Annotated in this window: 18 protein-coding genes; 4 read left to right on the forward strand and 14 right to left on the reverse strand. The window is 58.6% G+C overall.

Going from position 1 to position 16,432, the window contains the following annotated elements:
- Window positions 1-4: 4 nt before the first annotated feature.
- The 13 genes from ACRZ91_RS00605 to ACRZ91_RS00665 all read right to left on the reverse strand — a co-directional run bounded on the left by ACRZ91_RS00605 (window position 5) and on the right by ACRZ91_RS00665 (window position 9,801).
- Window positions 5-181: a DUF4177 domain-containing protein gene (locus tag ACRZ91_RS00605; RefSeq protein WP_170610028.1), complete on the reverse strand. Its 177-nt coding sequence runs from the start codon at window positions 179-181 to the stop codon at window positions 5-7.
- Window positions 174-1,169, reverse strand: a complete 996-nt coding sequence (locus tag ACRZ91_RS00610; protein WP_170610030.1) for an ATPase, T2SS/T4P/T4SS family — start codon at window positions 1,167-1,169, stop codon at window positions 174-176. Before ACRZ91_RS00610 ends, ACRZ91_RS00605 begins: the two co-directional genes overlap by 8 nt.
- 2 nt (window positions 1,170-1,171) lie before the next feature.
- Window positions 1,172-2,485, reverse strand: a complete 1,314-nt coding sequence (locus ACRZ91_RS00615; protein ID WP_170610032.1) for a TrbI/VirB10 family protein — start codon at window positions 2,483-2,485, stop codon at window positions 1,172-1,174.
- The gene (locus tag ACRZ91_RS00620) at window positions 2,478-3,173 is read right to left on the reverse strand and encodes a TrbG/VirB9 family P-type conjugative transfer protein (RefSeq protein WP_170610034.1); all 696 of its coding nucleotides are present in this window, start codon (window positions 3,171-3,173) and stop codon (window positions 2,478-2,480) included. Before ACRZ91_RS00620 ends, ACRZ91_RS00615 begins: the two co-directional genes overlap by 8 nt.
- A gap of 3 nt (window positions 3,174-3,176) precedes the next feature.
- Complete coding sequence (locus ACRZ91_RS00625) at window positions 3,177-3,827, reverse strand: VirB8 family type IV secretion system protein (protein ID WP_170610036.1); 651 nt, start codon at window positions 3,825-3,827, stop codon at window positions 3,177-3,179.
- 4 nt (window positions 3,828-3,831) lie between these two features.
- Window positions 3,832-4,611 (reverse strand): type IV secretion system protein, encoded by a 780-nt coding sequence (locus ACRZ91_RS00630; RefSeq protein WP_170610038.1) that lies wholly within the window; start codon window positions 4,609-4,611, stop codon window positions 3,832-3,834.
- On the reverse strand, window positions 4,608-5,756 hold the full coding sequence (locus tag ACRZ91_RS00635) for a lytic transglycosylase domain-containing protein (RefSeq protein WP_170610039.1): 1,149 nt from the start codon (window positions 5,754-5,756) through the stop codon (window positions 4,608-4,610). The genes ACRZ91_RS00630 and ACRZ91_RS00635 overlap by 4 nt, the downstream gene beginning before the upstream one ends.
- Window positions 5,749-5,907, reverse strand: a complete 159-nt coding sequence (locus tag ACRZ91_RS00640; protein WP_170349216.1) for a hypothetical protein — start codon at window positions 5,905-5,907, stop codon at window positions 5,749-5,751. Before ACRZ91_RS00640 ends, ACRZ91_RS00635 begins: the two co-directional genes overlap by 8 nt.
- Window positions 5,900-8,266, reverse strand: coding sequence for a VirB4 family type IV secretion/conjugal transfer ATPase (locus ACRZ91_RS00645; protein ID WP_170610041.1), 2,367 nt, complete (start codon window positions 8,264-8,266; stop codon window positions 5,900-5,902). The genes ACRZ91_RS00640 and ACRZ91_RS00645 overlap by 8 nt, the downstream gene beginning before the upstream one ends.
- Window positions 8,256-8,534: a VirB3 family type IV secretion system protein gene (locus tag ACRZ91_RS00650; protein WP_170610043.1), complete on the reverse strand. Its 279-nt coding sequence runs from the start codon at window positions 8,532-8,534 to the stop codon at window positions 8,256-8,258. The genes ACRZ91_RS00645 and ACRZ91_RS00650 overlap by 11 nt, the downstream gene beginning before the upstream one ends.
- Window positions 8,535-8,541: 7 nt before the next feature.
- The gene (locus tag ACRZ91_RS00655) at window positions 8,542-8,832 is read right to left on the reverse strand and encodes a TrbC/VirB2 family protein (protein WP_170610045.1); all 291 of its coding nucleotides are present in this window, start codon (window positions 8,830-8,832) and stop codon (window positions 8,542-8,544) included.
- Complete coding sequence (locus ACRZ91_RS00660) at window positions 8,832-9,410, reverse strand: lytic transglycosylase domain-containing protein (RefSeq protein WP_170610916.1); 579 nt, start codon at window positions 9,408-9,410, stop codon at window positions 8,832-8,834. The genes ACRZ91_RS00655 and ACRZ91_RS00660 overlap by 1 nt, the downstream gene beginning before the upstream one ends.
- 64 nt (window positions 9,411-9,474) lie before the next feature.
- On the reverse strand, window positions 9,475-9,801 hold the full coding sequence (locus ACRZ91_RS00665) for a hypothetical protein (RefSeq protein WP_170610047.1): 327 nt from the start codon (window positions 9,799-9,801) through the stop codon (window positions 9,475-9,477).
- A gap of 163 nt (window positions 9,802-9,964) precedes the next feature.
- Between ACRZ91_RS00665 and ACRZ91_RS00670 the strand changes: the two genes are divergently transcribed.
- Window positions 9,965-10,252 (forward strand): hypothetical protein, encoded by a 288-nt coding sequence (locus tag ACRZ91_RS00670; RefSeq protein WP_480901839.1) that lies wholly within the window; start codon window positions 9,965-9,967, stop codon window positions 10,250-10,252.
- Window positions 10,253-10,808: 556 nt separating this feature from the next.
- Here ACRZ91_RS00670 and ACRZ91_RS00675 read toward each other — a convergent pair.
- Window positions 10,809-11,507 (reverse strand): GntR family transcriptional regulator, encoded by a 699-nt coding sequence (locus tag ACRZ91_RS00675; RefSeq protein WP_170610049.1) that lies wholly within the window; start codon window positions 11,505-11,507, stop codon window positions 10,809-10,811.
- A 106-nt stretch (window positions 11,508-11,613) separates the two neighbouring features.
- Between ACRZ91_RS00675 and ACRZ91_RS00680 the strand changes: the two genes are divergently transcribed.
- The 3 genes from ACRZ91_RS00680 to ACRZ91_RS00690 all read left to right on the forward strand — a co-directional run bounded on the left by ACRZ91_RS00680 (window position 11,614) and on the right by ACRZ91_RS00690 (window position 16,432).
- Window positions 11,614-12,729, forward strand: a complete 1,116-nt coding sequence (locus tag ACRZ91_RS00680; protein WP_170610050.1) for a sugar ABC transporter substrate-binding protein — start codon at window positions 11,614-11,616, stop codon at window positions 12,727-12,729.
- Window positions 12,730-12,836: 107 nt separating this feature from the next.
- Window positions 12,837-14,393, forward strand: coding sequence for a sugar ABC transporter ATP-binding protein (locus ACRZ91_RS00685; RefSeq protein ID WP_170610051.1), 1,557 nt, complete (start codon window positions 12,837-12,839; stop codon window positions 14,391-14,393).
- Complete coding sequence (locus tag ACRZ91_RS00690) at window positions 14,390-16,432, forward strand: ABC transporter permease (RefSeq protein WP_170610052.1); 2,043 nt, start codon at window positions 14,390-14,392, stop codon at window positions 16,430-16,432. The genes ACRZ91_RS00685 and ACRZ91_RS00690 overlap by 4 nt, the downstream gene beginning before the upstream one ends.

Below are 16,432 nucleotides of genomic sequence, written 5' to 3' on the forward strand. Positions count from 1 at the left end.
AGGTTTAGGCGCTCGCGCCGGTGCGACGTTTCAGGAAGGCCTTCAGGATGTGCTCGCCGTCAAAATCTGGCACGACCGAGACTAGCTCCCAGCCATCTTGTCCAAGGGCGGTCAGCTGCGCTTCGATCTTTGGCGGCTTTGTTTTGGCCGTGTTGATCTGTTCAATCTTGTATTCAAGCATGGGCTATTTCCTTTGAATGGGCCGGATCTATCGGCAGGTAGAATTCGGTGATGCCGCGCGCGCCTTCATGGCGACCGGCCTGAATGATCACATCGATCGAGCGGGTGATGTAGTCGTTCATGTCCTGGTAGGTCATGGGCACGTCCATTTTCAGGGCGGCGATGGCGAGACGCTGGATTGCCAGCTGCGGCGTTTCAGCGTGCAGCGTGGTGAGAGAGCCACCATGCCCAGTGTTGATCGCCTCGAGGAAGGTCATGGCCTCTTTGCCGCGTACTTCACCCAGGACGATACGGTCCGGCCGCATGCGCAGGGTAGAGGTCAGCAGGACATCAGCGCTGCGTGTGACCTCGTCGCGGTCAGACATCAGCGTGACGACATTAGGCTGCGTTGGACGTAGTTCGGCGGCTTCTTCGATGGTGATGATGCGCTCGTCGGCGGGCACAAAGGAGAGGATCTTACGCGCCGTGACGGTCTTGCCGGTCGAGGTCCCGCCGGAGACGATCATGTTGAGCTTGTGCGTCACACAGAACTTGATCGCGGCGTCGATGTCGCCGGTGGCCACGAAATCGCGCAGCTCGGCGTTGCGCTTGCGCCTTGCCCCCTCGTTGCTGCGTTCTTTGCCGAAGAGGTAGGACAGCTTGATCTGGTCCAATGGCAGGTCCGCAAAGAACCGCAGCGAAATCGCGTAACCGCCATCAACGGCCGGAGGCTGTATGACTTGCGCGCGGATTGGGCGGTCACGGTAGGTGATGCTGACTGACACAATCGGTTTGGTCCGGCTGAGCGTCGTGTTCGCGGCGGAAGCAATCTGATTGCCTAAGTCTTTGATCTCGTTCTGCGAGAGCCGTCGATTGACGCGCCGCATAAAGTGATCCCCCTGAAACTCCGCCCAGGGCGTGCCGTCGGGGTTGATACAAAGCTCGATCAGCTTTGGATCACGCGCCTCGGGGATCTTGTCCATCGAGCTTTGCAGATAGCTGGCCGCCATAATCAGAAAATCTCCAGATCGCGGTCGACCATCACGGTGACGCGGGCACCCTGATCCACATAGATCACGGGCGAGACGGAGAGGTATTCGCCAATCACGCTTTGAGCGCTGTCTTGCAGGTCTTCGCCAATACCCTCTAGCACATCTGAGGTGATCTCATCTTCGGTGTTCTGCGCGGCGACGGCAGGCAAGGCTCCGATCAGCGATATCAGGGCGGCTGACCCAAACCGGGTGCCAAAACGGCTATCGACGAAACCGGTTGTGCCGGACCGCCCCAGTTCATCACCTCCGAAGGCGCTGATTTCGACGGTCTGGTTGCTGGGCAGAATGATCCGGTCCCAGGCGATGGTCACGCGTCGTTGTGCTATGTCGAGCCCGGATTGATACCGCCCGATCAGACGTGCGCCGCGTGGGATCAGGATCCGCGAGCCGTCATAGGCGTGGACATCTTCCGATACAATCGCGCGGACCTGACCGGCGAGCGAGCTGTCGATTGCGGTCTCAAGCACCGCCTGGATCATCGTGCCCTGAACAACCGTGATTGACGGGTTCACGATCAACTGGGCTTGCGTCACCTCAGCAGGTTCAGCGCCGTTGCGGACAAAGTCTGTGTCGCCATCAAGTCGCCGTTGCTGCACGGCGGTCTCTGCATTGCCGGTGCCCGAACCGCCAAAGGCGATAATTGGGCTAGCAATACGGGCTTGCAGTTCCTCAAGTTCGGCCTGCCGTCGCCGCTCGAGCTCTTGAAGACGCAGTTCTTCGGCCGTGGGGCCGGTTGGGGCTGGCGTGCGCGGGGTCTCCAGGCGTGCAAGCTCTAGATCGTTCTGTAGTCGCTGGATTTGCCGTGCGCGTTCCTCCAGCTCCTCGCGCAGGGCGGTTTGCGTCGCAGCGGCCTCACTGCGTAGGGCATCGATCTCTGCGCCCAAGGTATCCAATGCTTCTGTGTCCACGGTTGGGGCTTCAGGTGCAGGTGTGTTGAGCAGGGCTTCGAGCTCGGTGCGCATTGCGTCTATTTGCGCGCGCAGCTCTTCCGTTTCGCTATCTGGTTCCGGCTCCGGCGGCGGAGTTGTGTCAATCGGTGCAGGCGTGGGCTCGAGCGCACCAAAGCCCGGTCCCGCTGCTTGGAATTCATCCGGGGAGGCGGTTTCCAGGCTGTCGGGTTCAGAACCGCCAGAGAACAACAGCAAGAGGCCGCCAAGAGCGGCGATTGCCGAGATGCCCAACCCAACAGCGACAAATGACGGTCGTGCCTTTGAGTTTTGTGATTTACCTTCAAGCGCTTCGAGGCGCTTCTTAAGCTCAGCTGTTTCACTCATCGTGGTTTGCCTCGCTCATCTCTTGTACGCAGATCTCGTCCTCGCCGAGCCTGAGAACCCATCGATCGCTGACACCTGACACACGGATCACGCCGTCTGGCCGCGCGAGCGCATTCACGCTGCGCTCATTGCCGTTTGACCAGCGAAAGATCGCAGGCAGCGGCGCGTTTGCGGTAAAGCGGAAGTAAGTGAAGGTGCCGTCGTCCCAAATCTCGCGCGGAGTGATTTCGGACCGCGCGCTGACGCCATAGGCGTGGTTTGCTGGCGCGTTCGCTGCCACACGCGATTGCCGAGGGGACGCCTCGGGATAGGTGAAGCGGATGACATAGAACGTCGGAGAGCTCGCCTCAGTGACGTTGAAATAGTAACTGCGCCGGTTGGTATAGACGGTGATGTTGGTATGCGCGCCGGGCGTGACGGGCTTGATTGCAAAGGCCTGGCCACCGGGCACGCCGTCCAAAAGGAACCCTTCGGTATCGCCTGCAATGATTGAGCGGATGGTCTCGCCTTGGCCGAATTCAATGCTGGTCACATGGGTCAGGCTGGTGCGAATGCGGTAGACCTGCCCATCCTGATAGGTGGCGAGCCGCACACGGGCATCATAGGGGCCTTGTCGCGGCTGAGTCTCCGCATAGGCGGTGCCTGCAATCGGAACAATGAGGGCGAGGATCAGGAACAGGCGGCGCATTGGTTACTCCAAACGATCCGAGCGGATCGCGTATTCGGTGACAGTGAAGCCGAAGGGGTTCTGCCAGACATCGTCGATCGACCGGCTGTTCTCGGGTAGAAACTCAAACATCAGGGTTGCGGTGAAGAGCCCGTTTTGACTGCCGCGCGGCGAATTGAGCCGCTTGCGCAGGCGCACTTGGGCGCGATTGGCGCTGATGTGCGTGATCGACAAAACTTCGACATCAAGCCGGGCATCTGTGCCGTAGCTGTCCGGCGGGTAGGCCTCATGGCCGCTGGTCCAAAGCGCGCGCAGTCCCGCGGCGGCCGCGCCGTCCGATTGGTCCAGGGCCCGCCGCACGCGCATGTCATTGTCGAGCTGATTATAGGTCTCTCGATCAATGACATAGCGGTAGACCTGTGCCTCGATGATAGCGGGGCGTTCCGTGAGTGAGACCGCTTCAACCATGGCATTGGGTAGGGCCATGCCGGTTTCGCTATCAAAGGGCACGATCATAGGCGGCGGGTCCACGTCGAACAGGGCAACAAGGGCAGCGGCGAGGCAGCCTGTCATGCCAAACGCCATGCCTGTCAGCCCCAGTTTCTGCCACATGAGCTCGCGTCGTCGTGCGCCATAGACGAGCTCTTCTTCGATGATTTCTGCATCGCTGTTCATGGGATCAGTCCGCGCGCAGGTCTGGAAGGGTAAAGTCCATGTAGCGGCGTTCTTCGGCTAGCGTCGCGGCATCCACCACGCCGGACTGGCCCGCGCCGACAGTCTGAATGGCTTCGAGCTCCCACATGCGCGTCATGGCGATGGCCAGCTCAGCCGTGACGCGGGTGTTGTGATCGACGGCTTCCTTGAGCGTTTCCATGTCGGGGATCAGGGAAACCAGCTGTTCGACCCGCTTGAGGGATTGCGCGGCCTCGTCATAACTGTTCTCAGCCGCAGCCGACATCACTGCCCCAGTGCCTGCCTGGCTGGCAATGCGCTCAGCCCCTGGATTTCCGCTGCTCGCCATGTTGGAGAGGGTATCTTGGTCGAACCCTGCCTCTTCAAGCGCTTGCGTCATGCGGCCTTCCATTTGAGGGGCGGCGTTGCCGATAAGGCCGCTGAAATCGCCACTTTGGATTTGCCGGATGGTGCCAAGGAGATCGCCGAATTCCTGATCGAGAAGCCCATCAAGATCACCGCCCATGGCCATCTCGATGATGTCAGTTGCGCCGGTCAGGGCCGCGTAGGTCTCGTTAAGCGTGTCGAGTTGTTGTTGCACCAGGTCGAGCTGTTCGAGAAGCGTGTCGAGCTGGTCGGTCTGGATCCCGAAATCCTCCAGCATCTGCTGCAGCTGACGAATTTCCTGCGCGATGTTGCGTGTGTCGACCGTCGGCACACCTTGGGCAGATGCAGGAGACGCAAGCAACAATGCGCAAATGGAAATGCTTGAAAGAAAGCGGATCATCGGAGTACCTCCAGATCGAATTGCATGAAGTCTTGTTCGCGCGCCTGCGCGGCCGCCATAGCCAGCTCAGCGGTGCTAAGCGGGCGGGTGTGGGCGGATTTGAGGCGGGTGCGGATGGCGATCAAACGGGCGAGTTCGGCCCGCGCGTAGGTGTTGAGCGACATGGCCGCATGAATGTCGTCAGTTTCGCCAATGCGCCTGATGATGTCCTGCACCCGAAGCGCGGCCGCTTGCACCGAGACCAAGGAGTAGTCGCCATAGACCCCTGCGCCGAACGAGGTCAGGCTCATCGTGGAGTTGGCAAGCAAGACAGGATCAATCGTGCCAAGCGCATCGAGGCCGCCGACGCGTGCAATGTAGAGATTGTAGCGTTCGGGGATCACTTGAACGTAGTGCTGGGTTTCGGAAATGGGTGGCACGCCACCGTAGCGCTGCACATTGCCGGGACCGGCGTTGTAGGCGGCCAGCCCGTGAATGATGTTGCCGTCAAACATGGCCAGCATCTGCGCCAGATAGCGCGCGCCGCCTATGACCTGGATATAGGGTTTTTCGTAATAGGCCGGATAAATCCCGAGATCCTGCGCCGTGCCGGGCATGATCTGGGTCAGGCCGAACGCGCCTACAGGCGAGCGCGCACCAATGGTAAAACGGCTTTCTTGCCAGATCAGCGCCTGCAACAGGTAGCGCCATTGCTTGGGCGACAGGCCCGCCGCGCGCACGCCGGACATGTGGTGCGTTTCTTGAGCGGCGCGAATGATCAGCTCTTCGATTGAGCCCGAGGCATCGCCGAACATTTGGGCTGCGCCAGGGTTTGGGTCGACCGGGCCGTATAGCTGTCCTGCGGCACTCTCAGGCGATGAGCCTGCTTCCAGGCTTGCGACCAGTGCGCCTGAGTTCCCGCTGGCCAACGTCGTGGCATCGAGAATGCCTTCCAGCGCTTGGAGTTGTTCTTGCTGGAGCTCTTCAAGCTCGTCTTCTTTGGTCAACCGATCTCGTTGCAGCGCCAGATCTTGCTCGCCCTGCTGCAACACGCGTTCACGCTGCAGGAACATGCCCGCATCAAATGTGGGCACGCCTTGGGCAAAGGCCGCTGGTGCGGCAAAACAGACCAAACCCGCAAAGATATGCAGGCGGTGCTTACTCACTGAGACCACCAATCGGCCCGAGTAGCTCGAAGTTACAGTTGCTGCGGCTGACCTCGGCAAACGAGTTGAAACATTCGGCTTCAGACGGCCGGTATTCTGCACAGGCTGTCAGGGTCAAAAGGGTGAGGGTCAGCACGCAAAGTCTACGCATCAATCTGTCTCCAAAATTCCGGGTTTTGGCGATAATCCGCGCCGACCAGCGCCTCGCCTTTTTCCATTCCGCCAAGGATCGTGAGGTAGGGCCCAAGGGCGCTGAGATCAGCGTCGATCACCACCGAGCCTTGATCATCGCGCACCAGCGCCAGACGGGAATTGCTGCCTGTGCTGAGCAATACGCTGAGCTCTTTCTCAGAAAGGCCTAGCATGGTGTAATCGCTGGCCGAGGCGCGGATGTTGGGAAGCAAGAGCTGCGTCGGCACAGCCTCGACAATCGTTTTGCCTGTGCGGGTCTTTTCAAGCTGGCTTGCGTATTGGGTCATCATCACGACCACGGCGTTCTGTTTGCGCGCGGTCACGAGCCAATTGCTCAGCCGATCGGCGAAATACGGGTTATCCAGCGCCTTCCAGGCCTCATCGATGATGATCAACGTCGGTTGGCGATCCTCAATCACCCGCTCCACCCGACGAAACAGGTAGGACAGGACCGCCATGCGTTCCTTCTCGCTTTCGCTGTCGAGAATGCCGGTCAGGTCGAACCCAACAACATCACCATCGAGCGAGAAGGTATCCTCAGCGCCTTGACCGAAAATCCAACCGTGGCGGCCATCAGCAGTCCATTCCTGAATCCGTTCGAACAGATCTCCTTCATCTGCCCCCGCCACAAAGAGCGAGGCCAAATCCTGCCAGTTGCGTAGGGCGGCATCGCTCGCCCCGGCGTTCTGGCGCACCACTTCTTGGATGCGATTGATCTGAACAGGGCTCAGGGGCTTGTCGGCACGATGCAGTAGCTTGGCTAGCCAATCAGAAAGCCAGGCTTGCCCGCGCCCATCGATTTCGGTGCGCAGCGGGTTGAGACCGGTTGCTTCACCCGCTTTGATGGCGCTGTAGCGCCCGCCATTGGCCCGCACGGCCATTTCCATTCCCGCGCGATAGTCGAACACGAACACGCGCGCGTCGCAGCGACGGGCTTGGGTCATCAGGAAGGCCGACAGCACTGACTTGCCTGAGCCAGGACGGCCGAGGATCAGGGTATGCCCGCCGGTCGGTTCTTTGTCCGGCTGACCCGTCTCATGATAGTTGAACAGGAAACCTGAGCGTTCAGGCGTCGGGAAGAGAGTGATAGGCTTGCCCCAAGGCACTTTGTGGCCAGGTTTGCCCAGTTGACCGCGATGCAGTGCTGCGAGGTCGGCAAAGTTCGTGTTCGTGATGGCGGCCTTGCGGCTGCGCATTTGCCCATTGCCAGGATGCTGCGCGAAATAATGGGTGCGCGCCGCAAAGCTCTCGTTCACCAGATTGACGCCTTCACTGGCAGCTATATTGCGCACCTCGGCGGCGATTGCTTCCAGCTTTTCCTCGGTCTCGGCGAAGACCGTGCCCGTCATGTGATGATCACCAAAGCTGAGCCGCTTGGATTCCAGATCGTCGAGCGCGTCGACCAGTTCTTCTGCGAGAGAAAACGCGCCATCATCACTGGCCTTCATCAGACGCTGTTGGCGTTTGATCCGGCTGGCCATGATGTTGCTGTTGATCGGCGTGAAGGAATGGGTGACGACCATGTCGACTGGCAGGTTCAGCTCATCGAACATAGTGCAGCTGGTTTTGGCTGGGTAAGTCTTGATCGCAAAGCTGGTTCCGAACCGCTTGCCCGCCGTCCCATCATCCAGCGCAAAGCCTAGCCCCTGAAACGTGACACGCGTGTTAGCCACATCCTCGGCAATGATGCCAAAGCGGGATTTTGCGAAAAGCGGTCGCTCTTGACCGATGTTGAGCGCCCCGAGGAAACCCAGCAGTTCGCCGCTTTCGGCCCCAAGAAGGCGCGGGTTCATTTCGGCAAATGACGACAGCAGAAAACCGACGACTTCCTCGAGTTTGCGCAGCTGCTTAGCCGTCTGGCCTTTCAACTGTGCGATTGAGTCTGCGCGTTTCAGACGCAGCCGCGCGCCGAGGGGAGGGCGTTTCAGCACGGTGAGCGTGAGCGTCTTGTCCCGCAGGCCTGCCCGCGCCATGGCCGTTTGCCAGCGGATGTCCAGCGCTTGTGCAAACCCTTCCTCGGGCACCGGTGGCAAGGCGGTCTCGATCTCTTTTGAAACCTTGTGAACGTAGAAACTGTACTCCGGCCCTATCTGCGCGATGATCGCCGCGAAGAGCGCGCGGACCTTCTCCAAATGCGGGTCATCGCTTGTCATGCTGTTGACGCCACCAAGGCGGATGCACTGGAACAAAGCATTGCCGCGCGTGCGGATCGTCACATCATTTACCAGGCTTACATAGGGCAGCATGCTGGCCATAGGCCGCTCTTTGTGCGCCCAGTCCGGCAGTCCGGCAAGATTATCCGAAGGGTCATGGAGCATAGCTGTCCCCCGAATGGATCTTGCGGTTCGGGGTGGGTGGCGTTTCCTGCAGTGATGTCACCATCACCTCAAGAAAGGCCGGGTCCCAGTCAGCGGCTTTCCACAGCGCAGGATAGGCCAGAGCGGCAATGATGATCACCGGCCAATTCTGGACCCAGAGAAACAGCAGCACAAACCCGAACAGCCAGACCATCGCATACATGATCGGCAGCCCGATGAGCTTTGGTGGCCGGATAAGTCCCAGGAAGAGGCGGGTTTGTGTCGCCATGCCGAATTTACGCGCCCCAGATCGCGGTCACGATGGTCGGCGCAGCCGCGATGCCTGCGATGGCGACCAGCACCCAAAGTGCTTGGCGGAAATCGAGGATGCCGAAGAGCCAGGAAAGGAAAACTCCGATCAAGGCCAAGGTGCCGATGACTATGCCCAAGGGGCCGGTGATCGTGTCGACGATGCCCTGCAAAAGGTTCTGCACCGGCGAGAGGTCAATGCTCTGCGCAAAAGCCGGGTTGGCAATCATCAAGCTGGCCATAGCCAGCGACAGGATCGTGCGGAATTGTGTTTGCATCAGGAGGCTCCAGTCAGTCGGTCACGCACGGCCATGACGCGATGCACGTGATTTTGGGTTTCTTGGTAAGGAGGGATGCCGCCATAGCGCGCGACCGCGTCTGGTCCGGCGTTATAGGCAGCGAGCGCCCGTTCGGGCGTGCCGAACTGCGCCAACATCATTAGGAGGTAGCGGGCAGACCCATCGAGGTTGGCCTGCCAATCATGCGGATCAACGCCGAGCTGCGCGGCCGTCGCAGGCATCAATTGTCCAAGTCCAATCGCGCCTTCGGAGCTACGCGCATTCGGGCGATAGGCGCTTTCGATCTCGATATTGGCTTGGAAGAGCGCCTGCCATTCCGTCACCGACAGCCCAGCCCGGCGCAGCGCGGGGTGCCCGCCATAACGATGCGCGGTGCTTTCAAGTGCTGCGAGAATTTCGGGGCGGGGAACTGCGCGGGCGGGTTCAGGAGGCGGTTCTACAGGCTCAGGAGCTGCTAAAACGATCAACTCTGGTGGGTTTGCACCAATCCCGTCGACATATCTCTGCGCAAAACCTGATTGGGGCGCTTTGGTCTCCAGCTGGCCATCGGCCCGCATGGAAAGCACGAAGCCTTCAGAATAGGCGGGGGCAGCAAGGAATGCTGCGAGGACGGCAAGTAGTTTAGCCTTCGTCGTACAGGTTGTGAGAGGCAACCTTGCCTTCGAGCATCGGGATTGAGGCGATCGAAACACCAAGGCCTGCAAGGAAGCTGGATAAGCCGTTGATTGTCTTGAACTCTCGGGCAGCCATGTTGTTGCGTGCGGTGACGAGCAGGCGGCGCGTCTCGCCATCGGGCGAGACGCAATGCACGGTCCAAACTCCGGACCACTGAGCACCTGTACGTTTGGGCGTAACCCGGCACACAACATCCGCCGAATGACCCTCGGCAAGCAGCGTGCGCAGCCCGTCTTCACTGACAACATTGGGGGCGTCTTGCATCAAATTCATAGGATCGAGCCTTGCAGAATTGTGCACTAGCCCGGCAGTCCCTCATGGACTCCCGAACCGATACAATATTATAATCATGCAATCAATAGGTGCAATTTGCTTTATTGCGCCCTTCATGCGTTGAAACAAATTTACTGCAACGGAGTGGCTGAGCCAAGATAATATGGGGCTTTTGAAACAAACATGGATGGTTATGGTCGTTCTGAGCTGGGGATCTGCCGCGATTGCGGGCAGTTGCCTGCCGCCAGCGCCGCCCTGGATGCCCACCGATCCCGATGATGTCAGGTCATATGCTGACCTGTTGAGGCGTGATGCGAAGACGTATTTTGCCGATGTTGAGCGGTACTTCCGTTGCCTAGATCAGGAGCGACGGGAGGTCTTCGAACAAGCGCGCGAGGTCAGTGGAGACTATGCGCGCGTTCTGGAGTTCCTGTATGATATGAGGAAATGATACCTGTCCTCACATAGAGAAAGCTGTCGTTCAACAAAGCTGCGGCGAAGGTCTCCCAAGCGGGACAAAGCCGCCAATAGGCTAATGTCTGCTTCAATAATTGGGCGTTTGAGTCGAACTCGGAATCTTTGCTGTTTGTGATCGTAGTCGCTCATCCGGGTTACGCTCTCTTCGCAGCCTGTTTGATGCCACATGGAACATCGCTGCATGCATGTGTCGGATTGGTTGTGGAGTTCCGTCATACATGGATCAATGGTAGCACTTGGCTGAAATGAAGGTGTCCCACGAAGTAGCGCCACCCGCCAAAGGCGAAAAGGCATCGGATCAGAACTATGAAACCCCTGTTTCATTGAGCTAGAGATCATTTGAATTTACATAGATGGTTCGAAGGTTTGCGATGTCGTTGCAGACTTTCGTGCTCAGCTAACCACCACGAAGTTTCTTAAGCTTGGGTGCGGATCTTGAACCAAAGGTCGGAAACGCCCGTTCCTTAGAGTATCTTTTGAGAAAGTCGATTGGCCTCGAGTACTGTAAAACTTCCGGAGAGCCAGAAGCACTACTTGCCCGCGTCAACCAATCCTTTGGTGGCTTCCAATCCAAGGCATGCGATCAACTGGTCGTGGGCTCTTTCGATATTAAGCCGGAGGCACTTGCAGGCCGTCGCGGCATCGTTGCCCGCGATCGCGTGAATGATCATTCTGTGGAGTTCGTTCGACACCTTGAGGTGGCCTCGCACGTTCAAGATATGAAAGTTGGGCGAAATCCGCAGCCAAAGGTTTCGAATGATTTCGATTAGGACCGGGTTCTTCGACTGTTCATAAATCAAGAAGTGAAAACGGTAGTTCAGATTGATGAACCTTAGGTTGTCGTGGCTGCGCTCGGCTTCAATCATCTCCGAAAGCAGGTCGTGAAGCCGCGCTTCAAATTGTGCTTCTCTAATTTCGACCGCCATTCGCACAGCAGCCTCTTCGACCGTGATCCGCGTATCGCGAAGATGGATCAGTTCTTCAAGGCTGGGGTTTGGCACACCCATTGAGCGCCCTGTCAGTCGTGTTAGTGCGCCAATATGCGCAAGACGCGCCATCGCCTCGCGGATGGGCATAGGGCTTACATCAAGGACGTCACTCAAGGATGCGACGGTAACGGCCTGACCGGGTTCAATACCTCCTTCGAGGATAAGCTGGCACATGCGCTCGAACACAATCTCTGGAAGGTTTTCGCGGCGAACGGGCTGCATTTTTGATAGGTCTGCCATGTGCCTACATTCGCAATTCGCACCCATTCTGTCTATCTGATTTTTGATCGTTGACTTTTGATCAAAGATCTATCTTAGTAGTACTGACAACAACAGGGAGGAAATCATGTTGAAATGCACCGCGAGAATTCTCGCACTCTCGACAGCTTTGACTGGAGTGAGCGGCGCCGCGTTTGCTGACGAGCCGTACAAGATCTTCTTGTCAATGAGCTACATCGGCAATGACTGGCAAGCCGAAGCAGCCAATATGGTCAAGGCGATTGGCGCTCATCCGGACTATGCCGACAGGGTTGATCTGCAGGTGCAGGTGTCCGGGCCAAACGCGCAGCGACAGATCCAGCAGATCAACGCCATGGTTCAATCCGGCGCTGACGCGATCATCGCATTCCCGATTTCACCGACTGCGCTCAACAATGTGGTGAAGAATGCCTGCGACAAGGGCGTGGTTGTCTTTGCTTATGACGCTGAGATCACCGAACCCTGCGCCTACAATACCCATATCAACCAGATCGAAGCTGGCCGCGTTCCGGCACAGTGGCTGGTAGATCAGCTTGGTGGCGAGGGCAATATCATTGCAATCACTGGCGTTCCCGGAACATCGGTTGATGCAGAGCGGACCCAAGGCGCCATGGAAGTCTTCAACGCTCACGAAGGCATCGAGATCGTTGGCGAGGCCGTAGGCATGTGGAGCCAGGCGGTCGCCCGGACAGAACTTTCCAAAATCCTGGCCACGCGCGATTGGGATGACATCGATGGCCTTTGGATGCAGGCCGGTTGCTTCACGGCAAACGCGATGCAGCTTGAGGCGGGAATTGCCGCCGAAGATCTCAAGCCCTGCGCGGGCGAAGGTTCCAACGGCGGACGCATCCAGATGTTGCCTGCGGGCACCGAGGTTGAAGGTGCTTCCGGCGCTTATGCCCCGCTTGGCGCCCCGCGCATCAGCTACGCTTCACCGCCTTACTCCGGCGCGCTGGCGTTCAAGCTCGCGGTCGATGTCCTGGACGGCAAGGATGTTCCCAAGTTCACAGAGCTTCCGCTTCCCATCGTGACGAGCGAAACGGTGCAGCTTTGTGAAACGGGCACCTGGGAAGAGATGAAGGCCGGTTGCAATGCGTTCCTGCCGTCGCTGGTCTCCAATCCGGGTTGGTTCGCATCGATCTTCTCAGAAGACCTCCCGCAGGTCGGTTTGGGCGCAGCCCTTGTAGGCCAGCCCGAGGGCTGATCCTCCCTGGCGATGCGCGCATGTATGGCTTCTAGCCGTCAGCGCGCATCGCAACTTTTTGTGTATGGTCGTCCAGACTGACACCCAATCCAAAAGGGATCGGACGCATGACGCCGCGCGCGCCCATAATTGAATTGACCGGCATCACCAAGCGCTACGGCGCAACCGTTGCAAACGACGATGTTACGTTCTCTGTAGCGCCGGGTTCGGTGCACGCACTTCTTGGGGAAAATGGTGCGGGCAAATCGACCACGATGAAAATCCTCTCGGGGCTTGTAGCGCCCGACGAAGGGGAGCTGCGCGTTTCAGGCGAACTGACCCGGCTCTCGACGCCAAAAAAAGCACATGAGGCCGGAATTAAAACGGCTTTTCAAGAGCTTACACTGATACCCGACCTCACGGTTCTTGAGAATATGCTGATCCCGCGGGGCGCGGTGACAGCCTTTGGTACGCTCAAACGCCGTGACATGGCGCGAACCGTATCAGCGCATCTGGAAGAACTGGGATTAGAGATCGACATCCATGCCCTGGCCAGTGAACTATCGCTCTCTGATCGGCAGAAAATCGAGATCGCACGCGCACTTTTGCGCCAGCCTCGCGTCCTTCTTTTGGACGAACCGACTTCGTCATTGACCGGGCAGGATGTAGACTGGCTGGGTCAGCGCATTGCGGCGGCAAAGGCGGATGGGGTGACCGTTTTGTTCATTTCCCATCGAATGCCGGAAGTGCGGGCGTTTTGCGACGAAATGACAATTCTGCGCAACGGCAAGACTGTCGGATCGGGCAAGGTGCAGGACTTCTCGGATGAAGAAGTCGTTGAGATGATTATCGGACGTTCGGTGGAAACGGCATTTCCGCCCCGCGTCGACGAATCCGCTCGCGATTGGCCGGCGCCGGTGCTTTCGGTCCATAACCTGGGCGCGGGGTCCAAGCTTCGGAACGTCGAGTTTGATTTGCATCCCGGCCAGATCCTGGGCATCGCCGGCCTTCAGGGGATGGGCCAAAAAGATCTGTTCATGACGCTCTTTGGCGCGGAGCCGCTAGTTGAGGGCGAGATCAGGGTGGACGGCGTCCCGATCACACTCAACTCGCCTGCCGATGCGATCGACGAGTCCGTCGCGATCGGTCTGGTTCCTGAAGAGCGAAAGACGCAAGGCCTGTTTCTAAAGCTTTCAGGGTCCGAAAACGCGGCGCTTCCGGTGTTGCCGCTTTTTCGGAACGGGGCACTGCTTGATGCTGATGCCGAAGGCAGCGCCGCTGCTTCCGCATTCTCGGCTGTCGAGGTCGACGAGCGTGCGCACTACCTTGCGGCGGGGGCATTTTCAGGGGGTAATCAGCAGAAGATTGCAATTGCCAAGTGGTTTGTGACCCAAAGCCGAATCCTTCTTCTTTTTGACCCCACGCGGGGCATTGATGTCGGCACCAAGCACCAGCTTTATCAGCTCATTCGCGACTTCGCGGAAGCGGGTGGCGCGGTCTTGTTTTACTCGACCGAGATCCCTGAGATCGTTCACCTGAGCGACCAGGTCGGCGTCATTTACGAGGGCGAAATTCGCGCTTGGCTTGAAGGGTCCGACATCACCGAAACGGGCATCATGGACGTGGCTTTGGGTGGAAGTTCGACGCAAATTGCCAAAGTCCCCGGGACGGCAGTAGCCCAATGAACACGCAAGCGACACCCAGAATTGCCACACAGGCAAAACGTTCGCAGGGCATGATCGTTGCCGCTTTGGTGTTTGTGGGGCTGTTCTGGTTCTCAAACTGGCTCAGCCCGTTTCCGCTTTCCTACTTCGATGTCTCGTTTATCGCCAGTGGCGGCACGACGACCGCGATCGCGGCGATGGGACAGACGCTTGTGATCCTCTCGGGCGGCTTCGATCTGTCTGCCGGTGCAGTCATCTCTTTGGTGAACGCCGTGCTCGCGACGTACATGGACCCCACGGATTTCGAAGCGTCTGTGCCGCTTTGGACGACCATTGGGGTGCTTGTGGGAATGAGTGTCGGCGCTTTCAATGGGTTCTTTATTGCATTTCTGCGCCTTCAACCGATCGTGGTCACGCTTGCCACCATGTTCATCGTTCAGGGCGTGACGCTTCTGATCATGGCCAAACCCGGTGGGTTCATTTCGCCAAGCCTTGGAATTTATGTCGCTGACTTTGTCTCCGGCCTAATCCCAATGCCTGTGGCGCTGATAGCTGCCGTTCTAATCCTTTGGGCGTTACTGAAGCGCACCCGCTACGGTCTGGCGTTGTATGCGGTCGGTTCCGACGTGGAGGCCGCCGAGGCATCTGGACTGCCTGTCAGATGGGTTCTCTTTTTTACCTATGTGATTGCCGGCGGGCTCTATGGTCTCGCCGGGGTGTTCGTTTCGGCACAAACCGGGTCCGGCGACCCGCTTGTCGGCAACGCGCTGCTTTTGCCGATCTTTGCTGCTGTTGTCATTGGGGGCACGCGGCTTGGGGGCGGACAGGGCGGTCTGCTTGGGTCCGTCTTCGGCGCCTATGTCCTTTTGATCGTCGTCAACATTCTTCTGGCGGCCAATGTGTCGGCCTACTATTCAACTATCGCTGAAAGCGTCGTCCTTTTGGCGGCCGTCCTAGCTGGGTCGCTTTCGCGCGGTTCGGCGCTGGCTGAGCAGCTTGCCGCGGCGCGCCGTTGGCTGGCGGCGCGATCCGTCGGCACTTTGGCCTCACAGCGCGACCGCGTTGACAGAAGGTTGCACTTTGCCAACCCAGCAAGCGCGCCCGAGCTTCCCCCGTTCTTGCGCCGGAACGCCGCCACGCTGCGCCACGTACTGCCAGCATGGATCTGCCTCATCGGCGTACTGATTTTGACGCAGGTCGTGCTTGGCAATGTTTTCACGGGTTGGGGATATTGGGACTCGCTGTTGGTGCTGTCTGCATTCCTGGCCATTCTGGCCCTGGGTCAAGGCGCAGTTATCCTCACTGGCGGGTTGGACCTTTCGGTGCCATGGATGATCAGCCTAGCCGGTGTGATGCTGACGGGGATCGCGCAGGGCTCGGACATCGCGCTGGTTTACGCTGTTCCGATCGTGATTGCCGTTGCTATGGTCGTGGGGCTTTTGAACGGGATAGGCGTGGTCGCACTTGGTCTTTCACCGATCGTTGTGACGCTGGCAATGAATGGTCTGTTGCAGGGCGCGACCCTTCTCTATTCGGGCGGAACGCCGGACGGCTTTGCCCCGGCCGGGCTTCGATGGATCATGACTGGCGAGGTGCTTGGCCTTACCCCGGTTATTCCGCTGCTTGTCCTTTTCACCATTGGTGCGACTCTCTTGCTGACACGCACGGTTTTTGGGCGTCGCATTTACGCCGTCGGGAACAGTATGGAAGCGGCAGAATTGTCTGGGGTGCGTACAGGTCGCGTTCTGATTGGCGTGTACATGTTATGCGCCGTCTGCGCGGCCATCGTTGGCATTCTGCTCACGGGCTTTGGTGGACAGGCAAGCCTTGGGATGGGAGACGAGTATCTTCTGCCATCGATTGCGATCGTCGTCGTCGGAGGCGCGCTGATCACGGGAGGACGCGGGCACTACCTGGGCATGCTTGGAGGAGCGGTCCTGCTGACGGCCATGCAGACGCTGCTGGCCGGGTCGACTTTGCCTTATGCCTATCGAGCCGTCTTTTTCGGCCTTGTCATCCTTCTGGCGGTCATTGGCTTGCGTGAGAAGCAGGGGGGATGA

The organism is Ruegeria sp. O11, from assembly GCF_056535285.1.